The sequence below is a fragment of the Shewanella sp. P1-14-1 genome (assembly GCF_001401775.1).
Taxonomy (GTDB): Bacteria; Pseudomonadota; Gammaproteobacteria; order Enterobacterales; family Shewanellaceae; genus Shewanella; species Shewanella japonica.
In genome coordinates this window covers 39080-57696 of record NZ_LKTL01000006.1, presented here as the reverse complement: position 1 = coordinate 57696, position 18617 = coordinate 39080, and the positions used below count along the sequence as shown (strand labels likewise).

Genomic DNA, 18617 nt, shown 5'->3' with positions numbered 1-18617 from the left:
ATCAACAATCATCAGGAATTGTTATGTTATTTACCGAATTTGATTTAGCAGGTTCAAGGCTTGCTAACCGCATGACTATGGCACCAATGACACGTTCACGCACCAGTCAGCCTGGCGATGTGCCTAACGCATTGATGGCAACTTACTATCAGCAACGAGCCAGTGCGGGGTTAATTATTTCAGAGGGAACGCCAGTTTCAGCAGTGGCCAGAGGATACTCACTGACACCTGGCATTTATACACAAGCGCAAATAGAAGGCTGGAAGTTAGTCACCGATGCCGTACACCAAAAAGGCGGTAAAATTTTTACTCAACTTTGGCATGTTGGCAGACGCTCTCATACTGATATTGCTGGTGAGCAACCTGTTGCTCCTTCAGCGATAAAACAAGCAGATAAAGTCTATGGTCCTCTCGCTGACGGGGGATATGGCATGGTTGAAACCTCAGTACCTCGTGCTATGACGCAAACTGATATCGACCAAACCGTTGCGGATTTTGTCCAAGCAGCAAAAAACGCAATAGAAGCGGGGTTTGACGGTATTGAACTTCATGGTGCACATGGCTATTTACTCGACCAATTCATGCGTAAAGTCAGTAATCAGCGACAGGACCAATATGGCGGCAGTCAACAAAACCGCATTAGATTGACAGTGGATATTATCAACGCTGTTGCTGATGCCATAGGTGCCAATAAAGTCGCAATACGCTTATCGCCTTTGGTAGGTGAAGGCTTTAGTGAAGTTGACAGTGATATTATTGACGTCACAAAGTTGCTGCTTAAAGAAATTGCCCCACTTAATTTAGCTTATGTGCATTTTTCTGAAAATATTGGTGAATACACAGAAGCAACAGATCACTTTAGACAAGAGATGCGAGCCATATATCCTCATACCATTATGGTCGCTGGTAAACTGACACAAGAAAGCGCACAAACATTATTAACCAAAGGCTATGCCGATTTGGTTGCTTTTGGCACGCCTTATGTCACAAACCCTGACCTAGTGGAACGCTTTAAACACAACAAGCCACTCGCTGAATTTGATGCCGATGCAAGATTAACCTTATATGGTGGAAATGAAGTTGGTTATATTGATTACCCAACTGCGTCATAACAGCACACTCACTCATCTTTAAAGGTGAGTGAGTTTTTTGGCGTGAATCATCCACTCTCCCCACTAATCAATAACAAAAAATTATTAAAAATATAAAATTTGATAATTTTTAATCAGTGCGATATCGCCATATACTTCACTCATCAAAACGAACCAAACATTATTAAGGTGAAGCAAATGAAAATGAGTCATGTAGGTATTATGGTCAGCGACATGGATAAAGCGATTGAGTTTTATACCAAAGCATTGGGACTAAAAGTCGTAATGGGAAAATCTGCTGTCATCGAAGAAAAAGAAACCGCCATTGGAGCCATGTGTATCGCTGTATTTGGCGAAGGGTTTAAAGGCTTTAATATTGCCCACCTGGTAACCACTGACGGAGTCGGTTTCGAACTATTTGAAATGAAAGACAGAGAAGAGCGTCATCATGTCGACTTCTCAAAAATTGGTTTATTTCATTATTCTCTGGAAACAGATGATTTTGAAGGTGTCATTGAACGCGTAAGACAATATGGTGGCAAGACTCGAATGGAAACCATGCGATATCATCCAGAAGATGACAGCAAGCCTTATAAAATGGTTTATTTAGAAGATCCATTCGGTACTTTATTCGAGTTATATTCTCATTCTTATTCTGAAACCTACTCTTCTGAATACGAATAAAGCCACCACCCCATTGCAGTATTTGCCGTCAATAATGTTGACGGCTTTTTCGTTTTTAACTAACCACTATCTAGGCTGTCGATATTGATAAAGTGCAAACAACTAGGCTTAGCTAAATTGCTATGAACATTTGATAATGTGCATTCTTAGCCATTGATGACGGAGATCATTTAAGCGAGAACAAAACCAGTACATTGCCACCTGAATCAGTTCAATTAAGTAAGTTGTTTTAACTTAACATATTGGCAATATTGATCCGCTAATCTAATCTAAATTGAATTTAGTGCCGACTAAAACGCCTGCCAAAAAATCCCGAACGAACTGAAAATAGCCACAAACCAAGAAAGCGATCTAAGGGTCGATAAACCTTTGATATATAAGATGTGATAGGCCGCTCTTGCGACCACATGTACTATGGCTAACGTACTCACTGTCGAATTAACATTGTCTGTAGCAATTGCCGTTAGACAACAAATGCCAAACACAATGAGTGATTCAAATGCATTTTGGTGCCCGGCAAGCGCCCTAGCACCGAGTCCTGTTAGCTGGGATTGCTGCGCGCGAGGATGTGCATTGTCATACCCACCTAGTTTAGCCATCGCAACAGCAACGGGGCCTTTAGCAAAATAAGGCAATAATAAGGCGATAAAAAGACAAATAAGTAATGTTTGCATGGTGCTTCCTAGCTTGCAGTAATCAATGAGCGGATAGTAAAACATTTTTTTATACGTATAAAAACCCATTTCAGCTCATCGCAGCGACTTCAATTAATCTCATCAGTTAATCCAACAACAAATAGGTCTAAGGCCAATATTGGAGCTCTCCTAACCACAATGACGGCTTAATTGGATATTCATTAGCTAAGATCCTAGCAATTGGGCTTCATTAGTTGAAAAAGTTTAACCAAGCATTGTTAATAAAAAGTTATTTAAAATCAGCAAATAACGAAAATCCTTTCTTGTCATTTACCTTATTTCTTCGATAACAAATTAATTTTTATGAAATATCTGTAACGCCACCACGGTCAATATAACTACCTGCTATTAAGACAGATAACCGCGGATAGTATCGTTTAACAAGTAGGAAGATAGTCAAAGGAAGGCATGGAAGTGTCTACGATCTTACTCATTAGCAAAACACTAACTCATCAAAGTCTCAATTTGTACTGATGAGTTAATGCAAGGAAATATCATGAATACTAAAGCACAAACCGCACTATCAGGTGCAGCGCTAGCCATGGCAATGGCTGGGTTATCTGGTCAAGTCGTTGCAGGTGAATCAGATACCTCTCCCGTTACAGCGGGTGAAACTGACTTAGTCCATTGTTATGACGTCAACATCTGTAAAGGACACAATGACTGCGGTACAGCTGACAATGCTTGTAAGGGTCAAGTGAGTTGTGAAGGCACAGGTTTTGTTGCTATGCCGTCTAAAGCGTGTAGCGATGTTGGCGGGAAAATAAAAGATGATTGGGTTGGTAAAATAACCAAAGCTGATTTGGTCCATTGTTACGGTGTTAACGTATGTAAAGGGCACAATGATTGTAAAGGTGCTGACAATGCCTGTGGCGGTAAAGCAAGCTGTAAAGGCACAGGCTTTGTGAATACAACCGCAAAATCATGCGCCGATATCGGCGGTAAAACCGGCTAACGTTCAAGCCTGAACAACTTTTAAGCATAATCGACAACACGAGTTGTAATAATGGCTTGGTAAGATTCGTCTCCTTATTGCCAAGCCGTTTATTTTGCTTAAATTCATTCGATAACAAGCAAGTCAACATCCGTCTTCCACCAGCATGAAGGTTATGACTAACCTAAGGAAAGCCCATGTCAGATTCGAAAATTACGCAAGACTTTATTGGTTTTGGCTTAGGGCTTCGTACAGATCATTTTGAGTACATCTTGCAGCATCAACCAGTCATAGATTGGTTTGAAGTACTATCAGAAAACTACATGGTTGCAGGGGGTAAACCTCGTTATTACCTTGAAGCGATCGCTGAGCAATACCCTGTCGTGATGCATGGTGTTTCTATGTCGATTGGCAGCACAGATCCATTAGACATGGATTACCTCAAGTCTCTCAAAAAACTCAGTAATGACATTAATCCGAAGTGGATTTCTGATCATATTTGTTGGACCTCAATTCATGGTGTTAACAGCCATGACTTATTACCTTTGCCATATACAGAGGAAACCGTAAAGCACGTAGTTGAACGTATAAACGTCGTGCAAGACTTTTTAGGTCGCCGTTTATTACTCGAAAACGTTTCGAGTTACTTATCCTATAAAGACTCGACAATGGACGAATGGGAGTTTTTATCTCAAGTTGCTGAAGAAGCAGACTGCTTAATATTGCTGGATATCAACAATATCTATGTCAGTGCGCGTAATCATTGTTTTAACCCGCTTGATTATTTAAATAAAATAGATCCTAGACGAGTGCAGCAATTTCACTTAGCTGGCCATTCGGATCATGGCGAATATGTGATTGATACTCATGACAACGAAGTCCCACCGAGTGTGTGGACACTATATCAAGCCGCACTTGAACGCTTTGGTCCAATAAGTACCATGATTGAGCGAGATGCCAATATTCCTGATTTTCCAGTGTTATACCAAGAATTATTAGAAGCTCAAAAAATTGCTGAATTAACTTTACCTGGTCACCCTGCACTGGCTTGTTCATCATTAACCCCCACGGGGTTAGATTCTCATACTACAGCAGCCTTTCAGACCCAATCGTTATTGCCAAAAAGAAAGGTTGCAGTATGAGTAAACTAGCTAAAATTCAACAAGAATTTATGCAGTATCTGCTCTTTGAGGCCTCTCCTGAACATCCGCAAAGTATAACCCACAGAGTGGCACAACAAACGGGGATTTCAGCGCAACATCGTTTGGAAATTTACGCTAATGCTTATCGTACTCGCCTTACTGAAACCCTTGAAACTGACCATCAAATATTAGCGTTATATTTAGGTGATGAATTGTTCGATAAGTTATCGAAAGAGTACATTCAAACACACCCATCAGCCACCAGCTCATTAAGGCATTTTTGCAATAACTTGACTGAATATTTACGCCAAGATGCATTTTTTAGCCAGTATCCTATTTTAGCTGACATAGCAGAATTTGAACGTCGCTTACTGGTTGCTTTTGATGCTGCAGATGCAGACAGAATAGGTTTTGAAGCGTTACAACATTTACCACCTGAATATTGGCCAAACTGCCAATTACGTTTTCATCCGAGTGTTCAAGTTTTCAGTTGCCAAAGTAACGCAGTTGAAAGCTGGCAAGCATTAAAAGCCGACACCCATCCAGATGCACCATACTACAAGCGAGAACGTCATTGGTTACTGTGGCGAAATAGCGAAAGGCTAACTCAATTTGAGTCCTTAACGGTTAGCCAGCACGCGCTGCTTACCGGATTTATTGCCGGTCAAAACTTCGCTCAACAGTGCGAGTTGATGCTTAATTGGTATGATGAACACAGCGCACCCGCAGTGGTATTACAGACCTTACAAGATTGGTTTAAAAAAGGCATGATCAGAAGTCTGTCTAACTAACAGCTGCCATAAATGAATCTTACTATGACTCTTTAGGTAACCATAATTTAACGCTCAGTCCGCCTTCAACTTTGTTTTGCATGGTAATGTGACCGCCATGCGCTTCGATAATCTCGCGACACAGAGGCAAACCGATCCCCGTACCAGATTGTTTGGTTGAATAAAAAGGTAATAAGGCTTGAGACAACACTTCGCTGGACATACCGCTACCTTGATCTGCCACTACAATCAAAATACCAGATACAGGATGAGTGACTTCATCGATATCCAAAGTGACATGCTGTGTATCTGAGCCTGACTCATGGGCATTTTTAAGCAGATTAATCAGGACTTGCTCAAGTTGAACACTGTCGAGCGCAATGTTCAACGTTGGCAAAGTAGAGGTGAGTTTAAACGGGTATTGCTCAGCTAACTGATCGACTAATTGCGACCAATCTACTGTGGTTTTACGTGGCAAAGGTAACTTAGCAAATTGTGCATAATGAGAAATAAACTGACTTAGGTGAGCGGTTCTGTTTTCGATGGTATCAAAAATAAGTGCCAACTTTTCATTATCAAGATCTTTGGTTAACACTCGCCCAGAGTTAACCATAGACGCAATTGGCGCGACAGAATTATTTAACTCGTGGCTGATAATTCGAATCACTTTTTTCCACACAGCCACTTCTTGACGGTTAAGCTCTTTAGTTAACTGTTTTAGTAGAATCAAATGATGCTGTTGGTTATTTTGAGTAAAGCTGCCACGAGAAATATGCCAGGTTTCCAGCTCTTCATTACCGCTGCCGTCCGATGTTAATTGCTCATTGTTCACATCAATTGAAAACAATCCTTCATGCTGACTATTCAATGCGTGCTTTAATGCACTCGGCAGCTCGGCGATAAGTGCATTTAACAGCATTCCTTCTATACGTACGCCTTGATTAAATAAATGCCTAGCGGCGTCATTTGCATAGATAATCCTTTGATTGTCATCAACTAACAACATAATATTGGGCGAGTTTTGAATCACTTTGTCCAACATTAATTCACGCTGATAAATAAATTGCCTTTCGTTTCGCAGCTTTTGGGATGCTTGATTATAAAGCTCAGCAATGGCATCTAACTGAGGCTCTCCATAACCATGCAACGACACACTAAACTCATTATCTTTAAAATTAAGTAAGCCCACTTCTAATGCTTTCAGGCTGTCATTGAGTGCAGTTGTTAACCACATGCTTAACACAAAACACAAGCCCAAGCTCGTTAGCAGCGCTAGCCAAACATGTTCACTGCCAAGAAAAAACCACACGCACCAACCGCATAAGCCGCTTAACGCAACGGAAAACACGTTACCAAGTACTAACTTACTGCGCAGTTGTAGCGTGTATCTCATTTATCGGTTCACTCTTATTATTCATCCGTTTTACTTTTTTATGATGTTCACAGCGCTTATGGAATATCATTTTGAGGATAAACCATACTTATCCATCCTGCGATAAAGCGCTTGGCGACTTAACCCTAAGGATTTTGCCACTCTGGCGATAACACCATTGTGATGCTGCAACGCCTGCTCAATCTGTTGTTTATCAGGCTCAACTTGAGCGGCACTCACTTGTTGAGGGGCTTGCTGAGTATGCTCACCATTTTCCTGTGATGGTACCCCTTGCTTAGGTGTAAAAGTCGATGTTGTTACAGGTTCACTTGTTTTCACATTCGAAAGCGATGAGTTTGTTGAAGGTAATAGCCCCAAGTCATCCACCGTTAAAACAGCGTTGGTAGCAAGTAGCACCGCCCTTTTACACACGTTTTCTAACTCTCTTACATTGCCTGACCAAGCATGGGCTAACAAGGCCTGTTGAGCGGTTTTTTCAAACGTAAATCCATCACCCACAAAATGCTGCGCTAACGGCAAAATATCATCAATACGCTGATTCAATGGCGGCAAAGGTAACTCAATCACATTGAGCCGATAAAACAAATCTTCACGAAAAGTCCCTTTGGCAATATCGTCGGCTAAATCAGCATTCGTCGCACTGATAACCCGCACATTCACTTTGCGAGTTTGGTGACTGCCAAGTCGTTCAAACTCGCCTGTTTGCAGCACTCGTAACAACTTAACTTGCCCAGATAAGGGTAAATTACCGATCTCATCTAAGAATAAAGTGCCGCCATCTGCCGCTTCAAAACGCCCTATTCTGACTTTATTCGCGCCTGTAAACGCTCCAGCTTCAGCCCCAAATAGTTCAGCTTCCAATAGATCCATTGGTAATGCACCAATATTGACCTTAATAAAGGGTTGTTTATTTAATAAAGAGTTGGCTTGAACAATATCGGCTATTTTGTCTTTACCTGCGCCATTAGGCCCGGTAATCATCACCGAGACGTCTGATTTGGCAACTTGTAAGGCCAAGTCTATGCAGCGCTGCATAGCTCCACTACCAAACACCATGCCGCATAAATCAGCGTTATTAATCACACTCATGCGCTCTGAGTCAACTCTAGCAAGCTGATTATTTTGTTTAGAAAGATGATAAATGGACAGTAAGTTATTGATACTCGTGAGCAGCTTGGCATCATCCCATGGTTTACCCATGTAATCTGCAGCGCCGGCTTTAACTAATTCAACTGCGGTTTCAAGTTGCGTCCATGCAGTCATCAAAATAATCGGCAGATTAGGCTGCTGCTGTCTTAAGGTATAAAACAACTGTTTGCCTTCTTCACCCGAGGTCGTATCTCGGGTGAAATTCATATCTTGAATCACTAAGCTAATATCTTGTTTTTCCACAATAGCCAGTGCTTGTTCTGGCGTTTCACAGCTCAGTGCTTTATAGCCATGAATGTCCAACATTAACGTTAATGCGCTGCAAATTGAACTGTTATCATCTACGACTAAAATACTGTCCATACTTCCCATCATTCTTATTTATCGAGCTAAATTATCGAGTTAATACGCTAACCTATATCTTACCAAGATACGAGCAGGCTAATTTAGCGACATCAAATTAAACGCTGCGCGTCGCCATCGCTGGAGAAATCTTAGCCGCCTTTAATGCTGGAAGCATTACCGCTAATGTGGTCACCAGCAATAAACCTATCACCGCTGCAATAGGATAAGTGACTGGCAGCATAGGTAAATTATACAAACTCATTAATTGTTGACCTAACTGCAATGCCAGCATGGCCCCAATCAGTCCACCCGCTATACAAATAAGGTAGTTTTCAACCATAAAGTAATTAACAATATCGCGCTTTTTAGCACCTAAAGCGCGACGAGTTCCAATCTGTTTCGTGCGGCGTTGAATATTAAACATAACCATACCCGTTAATCCGAGCGCGGTAATCAAAAGTAACAATATCACCATCATACTTAATAATGTCGCCATCAATCTATGATTGTTATAAGCGCCTTTTTTGGTCTCGCTTAGTGATGAAAAGCCATCAATTACACGGTTTGGGTTTTCTGCATGAAATGCCTTTATTATCACTTCTTCCAGAGCGGGAATATGCTCAGGAAGCGCACGCACCATATAGGTTTTGTTTTTAAACCCGCCACCAAAATCAATATTTTGAATCACACTGTATTCAAAGTTTTCATGATTCACCCAGGCGCCTTGTAATTTATCCACCACGCCGATAATTTCGATCGTCTGTTTGCCTTGGTACATGGTTTTCCCCACAGGGGACTCATCCCCCCAAAACGCCTCCGCTAAAGGTTTTGAGACTATTGCGAGCATGCCACTTTGATCTAACTGAGTATTAATTTCTTCAGGACGAAAATTACGCCCATCTACCAGTTTAGATCCCATAACATTCAGTAAGTGCTCATTACCTAAATACAAAGCAAATCCAGGCATACTTTCTGCTGTATTTTCATCTGCACTATCAACATAGCGGTCCATCCAACCACTGCCACTCAGTGGCACCATGTTAGTTGAGCTTGCCTCTATGACATTGGGCAAGCTACGTAAAATTTGCTGGTCAACTTCGTTTTGCAGCACATTATCAATTGCAGGGTCAAAGTTATAAACGTTAAAGGTTAAAATTTGCTCCTCAAGTAAACCAGAATCACGCTGCATCATGGTTAAGCGTTCATGGATAATAAAACTCGCATTGGCAACAATGGCGACCGATAACACGATTTGTAATAACAACAGCACAGGCCCACTTTTACTGCGCATTAAACTCGATAATATTGGCTTAATATGTAACATGTTGAATTCCTTCTCTACTACTGAGCTTTTAAATACACACTGGGTTTAGTACGACACACAACCCAAGCTGGATACACCCCTGCTAATACAGCGGTAGAAATGGCAATTAATGGCGTAATAATCCACATGCTGCTATCAAGCCCTGTAACGCTTTGCTCCATGTTGAATTCAGCATGAAGGACAGTCAATGCGCCCCACGCCCAAAGCAAACCGATAATTCCACCAATAAAGCCAATTAAACCAACCTCAACCATATATTGGCTAAAGATTTGCGCTCTACTTGCTCCAATAGCACGGCGAACGCCGACTTCGGGAGCACGTTTTAAAAACTTAGTCAGTAATAAGCCAAGGATATTGACCAAACATACACTCAAAAACAGTACACTTAATCCTACGAGAATCTTGTTATCTCTTGGCACGACATCATTATTTTCAAGCCATAAGGCAACATCACTAATTTGAAACGCCTCGGCTGCACTTTTTGCCGTGTCAGTAAATCGCCCTAAATTGCGTTGTTGCTCGACATAATGAGTAAGCCAAGTCGCGAGCTCAGATTTGTCATCATCTGTTGCAAGAAATGTCCAAAATTGGATCCACGTTTTTTCTGAGTTTAATCGGTCTTGGTAAGTAAGCATCGGCTCGAAACGCCAGCCACTGGTGTTTCCCCACACATCAAACTCTTCTTGCTCATTTAGTGAAAATGGAATGAAAATTTCTTCTGCATCATTAAATGCTCCATTGGTCGGGTCGTAATACTTAGGCTGAGGATTCCAATCTTTAATCACCCCTACGATCTGGTAGGGTTTACGATTCAAATACAAGGTTTCACCGACGCTGTTGTTACCATTAAAGAATGTTTGATTAAGGGTCTCTCCAATCACCACTTGATAAGCTGGCTGACTATCGACACTTTTATCCCAGCGTTGCCCATATAAAAACGGCACATCAAAAATGTTAAAAAAGTCACGATCAGTAATTCGCACACTTTTTAATGACGGCTGAATATCAGGATTCTCAGATTGAACCGCAAGACCTGTACGATACGACGCTGCTTTTAATTCCAGCTGATTGTTGTTCCGCAGATTAATCACGTCGGTGTAAGTAAGATTTGAATGAAAGTCATCCCAGGTATCCAGGCCTTGACTCCACAACTGAATCGAATTTATCTGACTACTCTTATCACCTGCAGGGTTATGCGACATCGTTTTATACACGTTCAAGGTGGTAATCGTTATGCCAATGCCGATGGAAATGGCCAGCACCATTAACATGGATAACATTGGGGTTTTCTTGATGCTGCGCCAAGCAAGATCGCAATAATAAAAAAACATAAGCTTCTCTCCTGCTTCAATTAGCGACTGGCGTTGGCAACTTGCTGCAGATCAGCAACAACAGATTGGTCAGCCTTTTGATACATAGAAAAGTCACATACCTGACCGTCTACAATTTGAATATTACGCTGTGCTCGTCTTGCTAACTCTGCGTCATGGGTCACCATAATGATGGTGGTACCTTGTTGATTAATATCTTCAAGTAATTCCATCACTTGCCTAGCCATTAAACTGTCTAAGTTACCTGTTGGCTCATCTGCTAACAAAAAACGTGGCTCGCCTGCTAACGCTCTAGCGATGGCCACACGTTGCTGTTGTCCGCCCGATAATTGCGTCGGTAAATGCTTCATTCTTGCGCCTAAACCCACTTGCTCGAGTGCCGATTTCACACGGCGTTGACGTTCAGCTGCATTAAAACCACGGTAGCGTAATGGCACTTCAACATTTTCAGCAAGATTCAAGTCAGGAATTAAGTTAAAGCCCTGAAAAATAAACCCTATTTTTTCATTTCTAACTTTAGCACTGTGGTTATCGCTCAAATTAGACACGTTTTCACCGTCTAAACTGAACTCCCCCGATGTAAAGCCTTCAAGCAAACCTGCGATATTTAAAAAGGTAGTTTTACCTGAACCTGATGGGCCAGTCACTGCAACAAATTCGCCTTCTTTCACTTCAAGATTAAAGTCACGCAATGCGTGGGTTTCTACTAAGTCCGTTTTAAACACTTTGCTAATATTCTTCATTGATAACATGAGTCTGTCCTTGTCTTATTGGCTCTGTGTTTTGCCAATTTTTGTTTATTCAATTAATCGGTGAATTCGCGCTTAAAAATGCACTATGATTTGCAGTGCTGTTGGAAAATCTAATTCAAATAAAATCTTTACCATGTCATTCGTGAGACCATAACTCACTTGCTCTGATAGTTGATCCGTTAAGTCGATAATGTGGAAACTAAATGACAACCAATTGAAGCTTTCATCAATGCGATAACTCACCGCTAAGCTCAATAACATCAGAGCAATAAAGCCTGTCATTGGTTTACTTTGTAATAATTTCATCCTGAGATCCTTACTTGTACAGTCCAAGTCACTTATCTGTGATTATCTAATTTGAATTTGTGTATCATTTTTGAAGGTTTCGGTGCCTGAAATAACCCATACATCACCTTCTTTAGCCCCGTCGATAACTTCAATCTCACTCATGCTTCGTGCACCTAAAGTCACTGCTGTTCTTTGCACCATGTCGTCATTCATGACAAACGCAGTAGCACCGCCTCGATTAAGAAAATCCCCTCGTTTAACCATCAATACGTTAGGACGATTTTCAAGTAACACTCTTGCTGATAAGCGTTGATTTTGACGTAATGACAAACTATCAATCGCTTCAAAGCGCACTCTTGCTGTTACTTCACGATTTCTGACTTCCGGTGAAATAGACGATAAATGCCCCATTACGGTGACGCTGCCAAAACTCAGTTCAACATCCATTCCTATACCTAAGTCATCAGCATATGATTCCGGTACTGCAAGTTCTGCTTCAAAAGCACTTAAATCCACCACAGTTAACATTGGCTGACTCGCTCCAATACGGGCTTTTTGTTCCACCAGCCAATTACCGATAATGCCTTTTACTGGTGCTTTAATTTCCAATGCCGCAATTTGACGGGCAAGCTCGGTTACCACTAAGGCTTGTCTGTCGACTTCTAGTGCACGGTTTTTCAATTCAAATGTCAGCGTATCTCGCATTAAATCAACTTCTTGTAATGCATGTTGATGCAGTAAGTTGGCTTTATGCAGCTCATCTTTGCCTTTTTCAAAATCAATTCGGCTAATCAGGCTGTTTTCAATCAGTTGATCACCTCGGCGACTTTCTCTGTCTGCCGCTTCTAAGTCCACTTTCGCCATATCAAGCACTTGGCTAACTCGAAGTTGCTCGCGTCGTGCATCTAACTTGGCACGTTCCAAATCACTTTCCATTGCTGCAAAGACCGATTGTTCTTGCTGAAAACGACTGCGAAGTTTCGGACTATCAATTTGAGCAACCACTTGGCCTTGCTCTACTTCATCACCTGGTTGACTCAATAAAGTGACCACACCTTGCTCTGTGCTGTATAGCACTGGGGCATTGGCGGCAACGATTTTACCTGTGGTCGCAATGTCTCTGACTAAGGTGCCACGAGTGACTGTCGCCATGCGTAAGTCTTTACTATCAACAGAGCGAATACTGCTATCGTGACCTAAGCTTGCCCACACCAATGCACTCGTTAGTAATCCAGCAAGCCCTAGCACCATAGGTAGGCGAAGCTTACGACCCATTGTCGGTGTCACCACTGTGTCTTGAGCACTTGTATCTTTAATCATTTCAGTTCCTTGAAATTCGTTGCTGTGGCCTTAGCAAAATAAATGGACACAAAGGTTGTCCGCTTTTCGGTCACTCACGATATCGTTGAATGTATGACGTTTATAGAGCACAAGCTATGCCAACAATTAAATATTGATTAATTTCAATAACTTAAGCAATTGTAGTAATAACTTAATTTCATAAAAGTGTCCGCGGACACCTTTAAAAGTGTCCGAAAAACAAAAAAGTGTCCGAGTGGACACTTTTCAAAAGAAGGGATGACTGTTGGAGCTAAATGGAATAGAACGCTTTTTTCACATCAGTTGACTCTGGCGTTGTCTAAGGCTGCACATAATGCTTGCACACCTAAGATGGCTCTGGGGGAGGCTCGATGCAGTAAGTCTGCATTAAGCTGGTAGATATGATTGTTTTTAACTGCTGGTAATTCAGGCCACTTTGACCAATCGACACCAATAATATTGCCTTCATCTTGGCTTTGTAAAATCACTTCTGCATCGGTGAGTAATACATTTTCAACACTGATTTGTGGGTATTCACTCGCAGCATCAAGAAACACATTATCGCCATGACATGCACTAATAATGTGTTCAATCCAACTGCCTTTAGATACTGTCATTAAGGGCGTAGACCATAATTGATAAAATACCTTTATTGCTGGTTTTTGGGCGTTACTTTTTTTGATTTTACTAAGCTGTAATCGATACTCATCAGCGGCTTGCTGTGCTTTTTCTTGATGGCCAGTTAACTCACCAAGTTGCAATAACTCTTTGGCGACATCATCTAAACTCTTAGGATCGCTATTAAACACGTTAAAGCCTAATTGGGTTAATTGATTGATATCATCCAGCTTATTACCGCTTTGCCAAACAACAATAAGATCTGGATTCAGCTCAATAACGCGCTCCATTTGAATACCGTAATAACCACCAATACTCGGAATCGCTTTGGCTTCTTCAGGAAAATCAGCATGGTCCGTGGTTGCAACTATTGTCTCGCCTGCACCAATGGCAAATAACATTTCTACTGCATGAGGAGATAAGGCAATGACACGCTTAGCTGTTTTCTGGGGGGTAGCGGTGTCTATGACCTTGCTTGTTGCCTTGCCTAACAGATGTGTTTCTTGTGCTGCATTGGCTGTATTGAGTGTTACTGACGTCATCAATACGAGTGCCGTTATTGCCCAAATACGGCTCAATTTAGTAAGAAACAACATGGGTACCCTTATGATATTTATTAACAACATTCGCGAAGTCATCGCCCCATTATACTAACTCACTTCGGAAAATAATGTGGTGGTTAATTACGCCATGCTGACCGAGGTTATTTCACTATTTAGTCAACCAAATTTATCGGCCAGCCGTGTTGCTTGATGTAGTTAACTAAATTTTTCGGTCGATATTGACTATCTTGCTCCCAACGTACCTTAACCGACTCATGTATTTGGGCCGGCAAACCAGCCTTATCAATGCCACGTATATACTCACCACGGATCCGATAGACGTGCTTCTTCGAGTTGTGTTTACTTGCTTGGGGGTTAGGATTAAGCGAATCCGTTAAGTGCGGTTCCGTACTAAGGGATTGCAAATTTGCTTGCGTAATCATCCATTGTAGGGATATATCACTCAATAACGTCTGATCTTGATCTGGCGAGTAACTGCCTCCCACATCGCAATGAACCCCAGCAAACCAAACTTGCTCAATATCAATATCATTGTTGTTTGCCCAAATGGTGGGTTCAAAGTCACTCCTTATTTCGTCAATAGCCATGGCATGCCTTGCGACTTTAACGTTACGGCCTAACTTAGTGTCGTAAAACTCATCTTTATCATCAAATAACCCTAGAAATGAAAATGGAATTCCCATCGCCCCCACAGTATCCCACACACCGACAAACTTGACCTCTCTAGATGGGTGGCTGTGGTTGTTTCTGAATTGAATTGATTTTTCACCGCTAGGTTTATAGGCCTTAGCTTTGGTTTTGTAATGATTAAATGCTTGTTGAATTAAGTTAGCATCAGGACGTTTTAAAATACCGCAATTATTAATCAAACCGCATAAACACCTTACGGTATAAGCGCCACGGCTAAAGCCAAATAAATATATCTCATCACCATCTTGATAGTTTTGAACGATATAGCGGTAGTTATCCATAATGTTTTTATGAACGCCTTTACCGGTAACCCCTCCGGAAAACGAGTCATAATACGAGCCAACACCCCAATCATAAAAAACTTGTTGAGGTGTTCCGTCTTCAGCGATAGGTTTTATTGCTCTCGCCATTTTTAGCACATTAGTCGGGTAATCATCTTGGTTTTTTTCCGGCCGATTCCAAGTTCCATCAGCACAAATTACAATACGTTTTTTCATTACCTAATCCTTGAAGACTCCGCTATTTATCAATATTAATAACCCAAAATGAACACTAATGCAGCAAGCTCAATATCATCCTAGACTGATTCCTTCCTTCGACTTATCGACAATAGGCGAAACACAAAAATTAGCGTTTACTGGTGCAAGAATAGCCAAAACAATGGTGCACATTGGCAGATTAACCTGAGGGATTTTTATGTTAACAAGTGAAAAGTCAGTATTGGTCATTATTGATGTTCAAGGCAAACTTGCACAAATCATGCAGCAGTCATCCCAATTACATCAGCAACTTGAAACGCTTATCCAGGGGGCACAGTTATTTGATATTCCCATTTTATGGGTCGAACAACTACCAGATAAATTAGGCCCGACCACCGAGTCATTAGCTTCACTATTAACTAAAACAACACAAGCTATCCCTAAATCGCACTTTAGTGCTTGGCATTGTCATGAGTTTCAGCAACAACTAGCAAGGCTCAATCGTAACAATATTATTTTAGCAGGCATCGAAACCCATGTTTGTGTGTATCAAACTTGCCAAGACTTATTGGCTAATCGTTATCAAGTTCATGTGGTTGCCGATGCGGTGTCATCTCGCAGCCAAGACAATAAACAATTAGGCCTACAAATGATGCAGCAAAAAGGCGCCTTTCTCACCAATACCGAATCATGTTTATTTGAGCTGCAACATCAAGCCACAGGTGAGCGTTTCAAGGCGTTACTCAAACTCATAAAGTAATGTGAATTTGAGTTAAGTTTTGAACATTAATTATTGCTTAGGCTAGATAAGTAGTGCTTCAGATAAAGCTTGAATAAACTCAGGTTCAACGGCAACGAACGACCTCATGACAAATGTCATTGACACTCATGACAAAGCTCACTTATCTCATTATCCAACGTTTTATATTCTGGTTGTGAATTCAAGGAAAGCCAAAGCAAACTAGCTTGGTATATCCATCACAAATAGTGACTAATGGCAGTCAATAAGGAGCATAAAATGGGTTGGGAACATGTTGCAGCACTGAGCCTTTGCGTAGGAATCGTTAACCAGTTAGTACCAGTATTAATGGCATTAATTGAAAACCAGCAAAGTGACTCTTCAACCAAGCACCAGCAGTAATCTTAATACATCATCAAGCGCCAAGTGCGCTTTGATGTATAAACTCCCCACACCTTACATGCGTTAATTCAATTTACGTTATTCAAGAAGAGCTGTATTAACGCACTTTAATAACCTCAGCTTTCTATTCACAAAAAGCAATAACAGCACTTTTTGTATTATTTTCATTCAATATTACCCGCTGTATTTTGAATTAAGCTAAACTAGCTGATAGTTTTATGGAAATGATTGTATTTCTGTTATTATTTCTAACCAAATAATCATAATTTAGTGGGATAGCATCAGTCTATCCAAGTTCAATCGCCATAGGTAAAAATATGATTAACCACTTCACAGTCCTCGGTGTTAAAGCCAGTGCCAAAGAAGACGAAATAAAAAAAGCCTATAAACGTTTATCAAATAAGTACCATCCCGATAAACTGATTAATGCTTCAGAAGAAGAAAAACATCATGCAGCCGAGCAACTGCACCGGGTTAAAAATGCCTACGATGTGTTATCTGATAAAAAATTAAGAACGGCATTTATTAAAGATTTTAATAATGTCATCGTGACCAACCCAACAGCTGCTATGACCGAGCTGTGGGACCAATTTTATTCTTGAGAAACCCATGAGCAAACCACTTAATATCTCTCGTATTAATGAGTTAAAGAATAATGCCTTCGATAATATCGAATCGTATAACGATCCCGATAGCCCTGAAGCTTTAGCAAAATTCACCGATTCGATGAAAGAGATTTTATTAGCCGATCCATCGATGTTAGCAGCTGTGCCAGAATATTTGCCTGTTGCACTATTCAATCGTGTTCGCTTTTCAGATGAAGCCAAAACCAAATGGGCGTCATGGATTGCTAACGCTGAATTACCTAGCTGGGATGAGTTTAAGGTAACGATTCAATTTAATAACGCTGATGTCCCGTTAGTGTTAGCGGTACGAAAATATTCTGAAGAGCTATTAATAGAAAGCTGCGCAGTGGTTTACCTGCTGAATACTCAAGATAATGTGGTTGCTCCAAGTAAATCTTTTAGTGCCAATGAAGCGAGTGACACTAATGATGACGGCTATGACCCCTACAATGATGATGGGGACTATGATGACAGCGATGAAGAAGGTTATTACGACCAATATGATGACGAGGAGCGATAATGAACAATCTTATTGAACTCACCGCAGCAGAGATAAAAGATCTAGCTGACGTCGAGCCACAACAAGCCAGTAAGCGATTCGAAATCATTGCAAACACGATGTCAGACGATCAACTTGTTGATGTTATTGAACATATGGACATTGTGACATTAACGCAGATTAACAGTCATCATGATATTTCATGTCCGTCAATTATGTCGGAGTTAATGACGCCTGAACAAATTCGCGACATCGTTTGTCAGCAACCTTTATATTGGGAAGAACAAATTAAAACCAATGCTGATGAGCTTATGCATCATACATTTGAGTTTTTAACTTACCTTATCCGTATTCAGGGTACCGAAGAAAAACAAGCGGCGATTTTAGAATGTATTGCAGAAGATCCTGCAGGCTTATTCTACCTCTCTATTCCGTTTATCGAGTTAATTTTATCGCCTTCAGCCGAGCAAGATACCAACAGTATTTACGAAAGCTTTGACGATGAAGATGACGGCGAAACCGTTGGTTATAGCAACTGGCAGGCAGATGAAGAAGCACATAGTTTAGCGATTGATGATCCGCGTAGCTTGCTTGCGTTAATTAAACAAATTGCGCCAGATGTGGCCTCTTCGATTAAAAACTTACTCCGTAATGAAAGTTCTGGATGGGAACAAATTATTGGTAAGTTCGTTAATGAGCTTGTACTGCAAGCTAAAGAGAAAAACGAAGTGGCTGATGAATACGCCGAAGTCGACGATATGTTTACTTTTCTTGATTAAGGAA

At 41.0% G+C, this 18617-nt stretch carries 20 protein-coding genes; 10 read left to right on the top strand and 10 right to left on the bottom strand.

Annotation, left to right across the window (positions count from 1 at the left end):
- The first annotated feature begins 23 nt into the window (after nt 1–23).
- Together AN944_RS05845 and AN944_RS05840 are read left to right on the top strand one after the other, a co-directional pair.
- A complete protein-coding gene (locus AN944_RS05845; RefSeq protein WP_055023667.1) occupies nt 24–1112 on the top strand; it encodes an alkene reductase in 1089 nt (362 codons plus the stop codon).
- A 177-nt stretch (nt 1113–1289) separates the two neighbouring features.
- A complete protein-coding gene (locus AN944_RS05840; protein ID WP_055023666.1) occupies nt 1290–1775 on the top strand; it encodes a VOC family protein in 486 nt (161 codons plus the stop codon).
- A gap of 290 nt (nt 1776–2065) precedes the next feature.
- On the opposite strand, the gene AN944_RS05835 is transcribed toward AN944_RS05840, so the two are convergent.
- Entirely contained in the window at nt 2066–2449 is a 384-nt protein-coding gene (locus tag AN944_RS05835; RefSeq protein WP_055023665.1) for an MAPEG family protein, read from the bottom strand.
- A gap of 517 nt (nt 2450–2966) precedes the next feature.
- Here AN944_RS05835 and AN944_RS05830 point away from each other — a divergent pair.
- From AN944_RS05830 to AN944_RS05820, 3 genes are all read left to right on the top strand, one after another.
- Nucleotides 2967–3425 carry a hypothetical protein gene (locus AN944_RS05830; protein WP_055023664.1) on the top strand — a complete coding sequence of 153 codons (459 nt, stop codon included), beginning with the start codon at nt 2967–2969 and terminating at the stop codon, nt 3423–3425.
- Between the two features lie 176 nt (nt 3426–3601).
- Nucleotides 3602–4546 (top strand): DUF692 domain-containing protein, encoded by a 945-nt coding sequence (locus tag AN944_RS05825; RefSeq protein WP_082419925.1) that lies wholly within the window; start codon nt 3602–3604, stop codon nt 4544–4546.
- Nucleotides 4543–5337, top strand: a complete 795-nt coding sequence (locus AN944_RS05820; RefSeq protein ID WP_055023663.1) for a DNA-binding domain-containing protein — start codon at nt 4543–4545, stop codon at nt 5335–5337. Before AN944_RS05825 ends, AN944_RS05820 begins: the two co-directional genes overlap by 4 nt.
- Before the next feature lie 22 nt (nt 5338–5359).
- On the opposite strand, the gene AN944_RS05815 is transcribed toward AN944_RS05820, so the two are convergent.
- The 9 genes from AN944_RS05815 to AN944_RS05775 all read right to left on the bottom strand — a co-directional run bounded on the left by AN944_RS05815 (nt 5360) and on the right by AN944_RS05775 (nt 15586).
- Nucleotides 5360–6709 carry a PAS domain-containing sensor histidine kinase gene (locus AN944_RS05815; RefSeq protein ID WP_055023662.1) on the bottom strand — a complete coding sequence of 450 codons (1350 nt, stop codon included), beginning with the start codon at nt 6707–6709 and terminating at the stop codon, nt 5360–5362.
- A 66-nt stretch (nt 6710–6775) separates the two neighbouring features.
- Nucleotides 6776–8221: a sigma-54 dependent transcriptional regulator gene (locus AN944_RS05810; RefSeq protein ID WP_055023661.1), complete on the bottom strand. Its 1446-nt coding sequence runs from the start codon at nt 8219–8221 to the stop codon at nt 6776–6778.
- Between the two features lie 97 nt (nt 8222–8318).
- Nucleotides 8319–9527 carry an ABC transporter permease gene (locus AN944_RS05805; protein ID WP_055023660.1) on the bottom strand — a complete coding sequence of 403 codons (1209 nt, stop codon included), beginning with the start codon at nt 9525–9527 and terminating at the stop codon, nt 8319–8321.
- 17 nt (nt 9528–9544) lie between these two features.
- Nucleotides 9545–10858: an ABC transporter permease gene (locus AN944_RS05800; RefSeq protein WP_055023659.1), complete on the bottom strand. Its 1314-nt coding sequence runs from the start codon at nt 10856–10858 to the stop codon at nt 9545–9547.
- A gap of 20 nt (nt 10859–10878) precedes the next feature.
- A complete protein-coding gene (locus AN944_RS05795; protein WP_055023658.1) occupies nt 10879–11610 on the bottom strand; it encodes an ABC transporter ATP-binding protein in 732 nt (243 codons plus the stop codon).
- 72 nt (nt 11611–11682) lie between these two features.
- Nucleotides 11683–11916 carry a hypothetical protein gene (locus AN944_RS05790; protein ID WP_055023657.1) on the bottom strand — a complete coding sequence of 78 codons (234 nt, stop codon included), beginning with the start codon at nt 11914–11916 and terminating at the stop codon, nt 11683–11685.
- Nucleotides 11917–11958: 42 nt separating this feature from the next.
- Nucleotides 11959–13218: an efflux RND transporter periplasmic adaptor subunit gene (locus tag AN944_RS05785; RefSeq protein WP_055023656.1), complete on the bottom strand. Its 1260-nt coding sequence runs from the start codon at nt 13216–13218 to the stop codon at nt 11959–11961.
- 299 nt (nt 13219–13517) lie between these two features.
- The gene (locus AN944_RS05780) at nt 13518–14432 is read right to left on the bottom strand and encodes a cobalamin-binding protein (RefSeq protein ID WP_235530861.1); all 915 of its coding nucleotides are present in this window, start codon (nt 14430–14432) and stop codon (nt 13518–13520) included.
- 119 nt (nt 14433–14551) lie between these two features.
- Entirely contained in the window at nt 14552–15586 is a 1035-nt protein-coding gene (locus AN944_RS05775) for a DUF2235 domain-containing protein (protein WP_055023655.1), read from the bottom strand.
- 199 nt (nt 15587–15785) lie between these two features.
- Between AN944_RS05775 and AN944_RS05770 the strand changes: the two genes are divergently transcribed.
- The 5 genes from AN944_RS05770 to AN944_RS05755 all read left to right on the top strand — a co-directional run bounded on the left by AN944_RS05770 (nt 15786) and on the right by AN944_RS05755 (nt 18613).
- Nucleotides 15786–16328, top strand: a complete 543-nt coding sequence (locus AN944_RS05770; RefSeq protein ID WP_055023654.1) for a hydrolase — start codon at nt 15786–15788, stop codon at nt 16326–16328.
- Nucleotides 16329–16586: 258 nt separating this feature from the next.
- A complete protein-coding gene (locus tag AN944_RS21950) occupies nt 16587–16709 on the top strand; it encodes a hypothetical protein (RefSeq protein ID WP_263863652.1) in 123 nt (40 codons plus the stop codon).
- 317 nt (nt 16710–17026) lie between these two features.
- Complete coding sequence (locus AN944_RS05765; RefSeq protein ID WP_055023653.1) at nt 17027–17311, top strand: DnaJ domain-containing protein; 285 nt, start codon at nt 17027–17029, stop codon at nt 17309–17311.
- 7 nt (nt 17312–17318) lie between these two features.
- Nucleotides 17319–17855 (top strand): hypothetical protein, encoded by a 537-nt coding sequence (locus AN944_RS05760; RefSeq protein ID WP_055023652.1) that lies wholly within the window; start codon nt 17319–17321, stop codon nt 17853–17855.
- Entirely contained in the window at nt 17855–18613 is a 759-nt protein-coding gene (locus tag AN944_RS05755; protein ID WP_055023651.1) for a hypothetical protein, read from the top strand. The genes AN944_RS05760 and AN944_RS05755 overlap by 1 nt, the downstream gene beginning before the upstream one ends.
- Nucleotides 18614–18617 lie beyond the last annotated feature (4 nt).

What these genes read in the sequence shown, in the direction of transcription:
- AN944_RS05775 (WP_055023655.1), bottom strand. Translation starts at nt 15,586, where the DNA reads ATGAAAAAACGTATTGTAATTTGTGCTGATGGAACTTGGAATCGGCCG.
- AN944_RS05815 (WP_055023662.1), bottom strand. Translation starts at nt 6,709, where the DNA reads ATGAGATACACGCTACAACTGCGCAGTAAGTTAGTACTTGGTAACGTG.
- AN944_RS05825 (WP_082419925.1), top strand. Translation starts at nt 3,602, where the DNA reads ATGTCAGATTCGAAAATTACGCAAGACTTTATTGGTTTTGGCTTAGGG.
- AN944_RS05770 (WP_055023654.1), top strand. Translation starts at nt 15,786, where the DNA reads ATGTTAACAAGTGAAAAGTCAGTATTGGTCATTATTGATGTTCAAGGC.
- AN944_RS05810 (WP_055023661.1), bottom strand. Translation starts at nt 8,221, where the DNA reads ATGGACAGTATTTTAGTCGTAGATGATAACAGTTCAATTTGCAGCGCA.
- AN944_RS05845 (WP_055023667.1), top strand. Translation starts at nt 24, where the DNA reads ATGTTATTTACCGAATTTGATTTAGCAGGTTCAAGGCTTGCTAACCGC.
- AN944_RS21950 (WP_263863652.1), top strand. Translation starts at nt 16,587, where the DNA reads ATGGGTTGGGAACATGTTGCAGCACTGAGCCTTTGCGTAGGAATCGTT.
- AN944_RS05785 (WP_055023656.1), bottom strand. Translation starts at nt 13,218, where the DNA reads ATGATTAAAGATACAAGTGCTCAAGACACAGTGGTGACACCGACAATG.
- AN944_RS05795 (WP_055023658.1), bottom strand. Translation starts at nt 11,610, where the DNA reads ATGTTATCAATGAAGAATATTAGCAAAGTGTTTAAAACGGACTTAGTA.
- AN944_RS05805 (WP_055023660.1), bottom strand. Translation starts at nt 9,527, where the DNA reads ATGTTACATATTAAGCCAATATTATCGAGTTTAATGCGCAGTAAAAGT.
- AN944_RS05800 (WP_055023659.1), bottom strand. Translation starts at nt 10,858, where the DNA reads ATGTTTTTTTATTATTGCGATCTTGCTTGGCGCAGCATCAAGAAAACC.
- AN944_RS05840 (WP_055023666.1), top strand. Translation starts at nt 1,290, where the DNA reads ATGAAAATGAGTCATGTAGGTATTATGGTCAGCGACATGGATAAAGCG.
- AN944_RS05835 (WP_055023665.1), bottom strand. Translation starts at nt 2,449, where the DNA reads ATGCAAACATTACTTATTTGTCTTTTTATCGCCTTATTATTGCCTTAT.
- AN944_RS05765 (WP_055023653.1), top strand. Translation starts at nt 17,027, where the DNA reads ATGATTAACCACTTCACAGTCCTCGGTGTTAAAGCCAGTGCCAAAGAA.
- AN944_RS05820 (WP_055023663.1), top strand. Translation starts at nt 4,543, where the DNA reads ATGAGTAAACTAGCTAAAATTCAACAAGAATTTATGCAGTATCTGCTC.
- AN944_RS05780 (WP_235530861.1), bottom strand. Translation starts at nt 14,432, where the DNA reads ATGTTGTTTCTTACTAAATTGAGCCGTATTTGGGCAATAACGGCACTC.
- AN944_RS05790 (WP_055023657.1), bottom strand. Translation starts at nt 11,916, where the DNA reads ATGAAATTATTACAAAGTAAACCAATGACAGGCTTTATTGCTCTGATG.
- AN944_RS05830 (WP_055023664.1), top strand. Translation starts at nt 2,967, where the DNA reads ATGAATACTAAAGCACAAACCGCACTATCAGGTGCAGCGCTAGCCATG.
- AN944_RS05755 (WP_055023651.1), top strand. Translation starts at nt 17,855, where the DNA reads ATGAACAATCTTATTGAACTCACCGCAGCAGAGATAAAAGATCTAGCT.
- AN944_RS05760 (WP_055023652.1), top strand. Translation starts at nt 17,319, where the DNA reads ATGAGCAAACCACTTAATATCTCTCGTATTAATGAGTTAAAGAATAAT.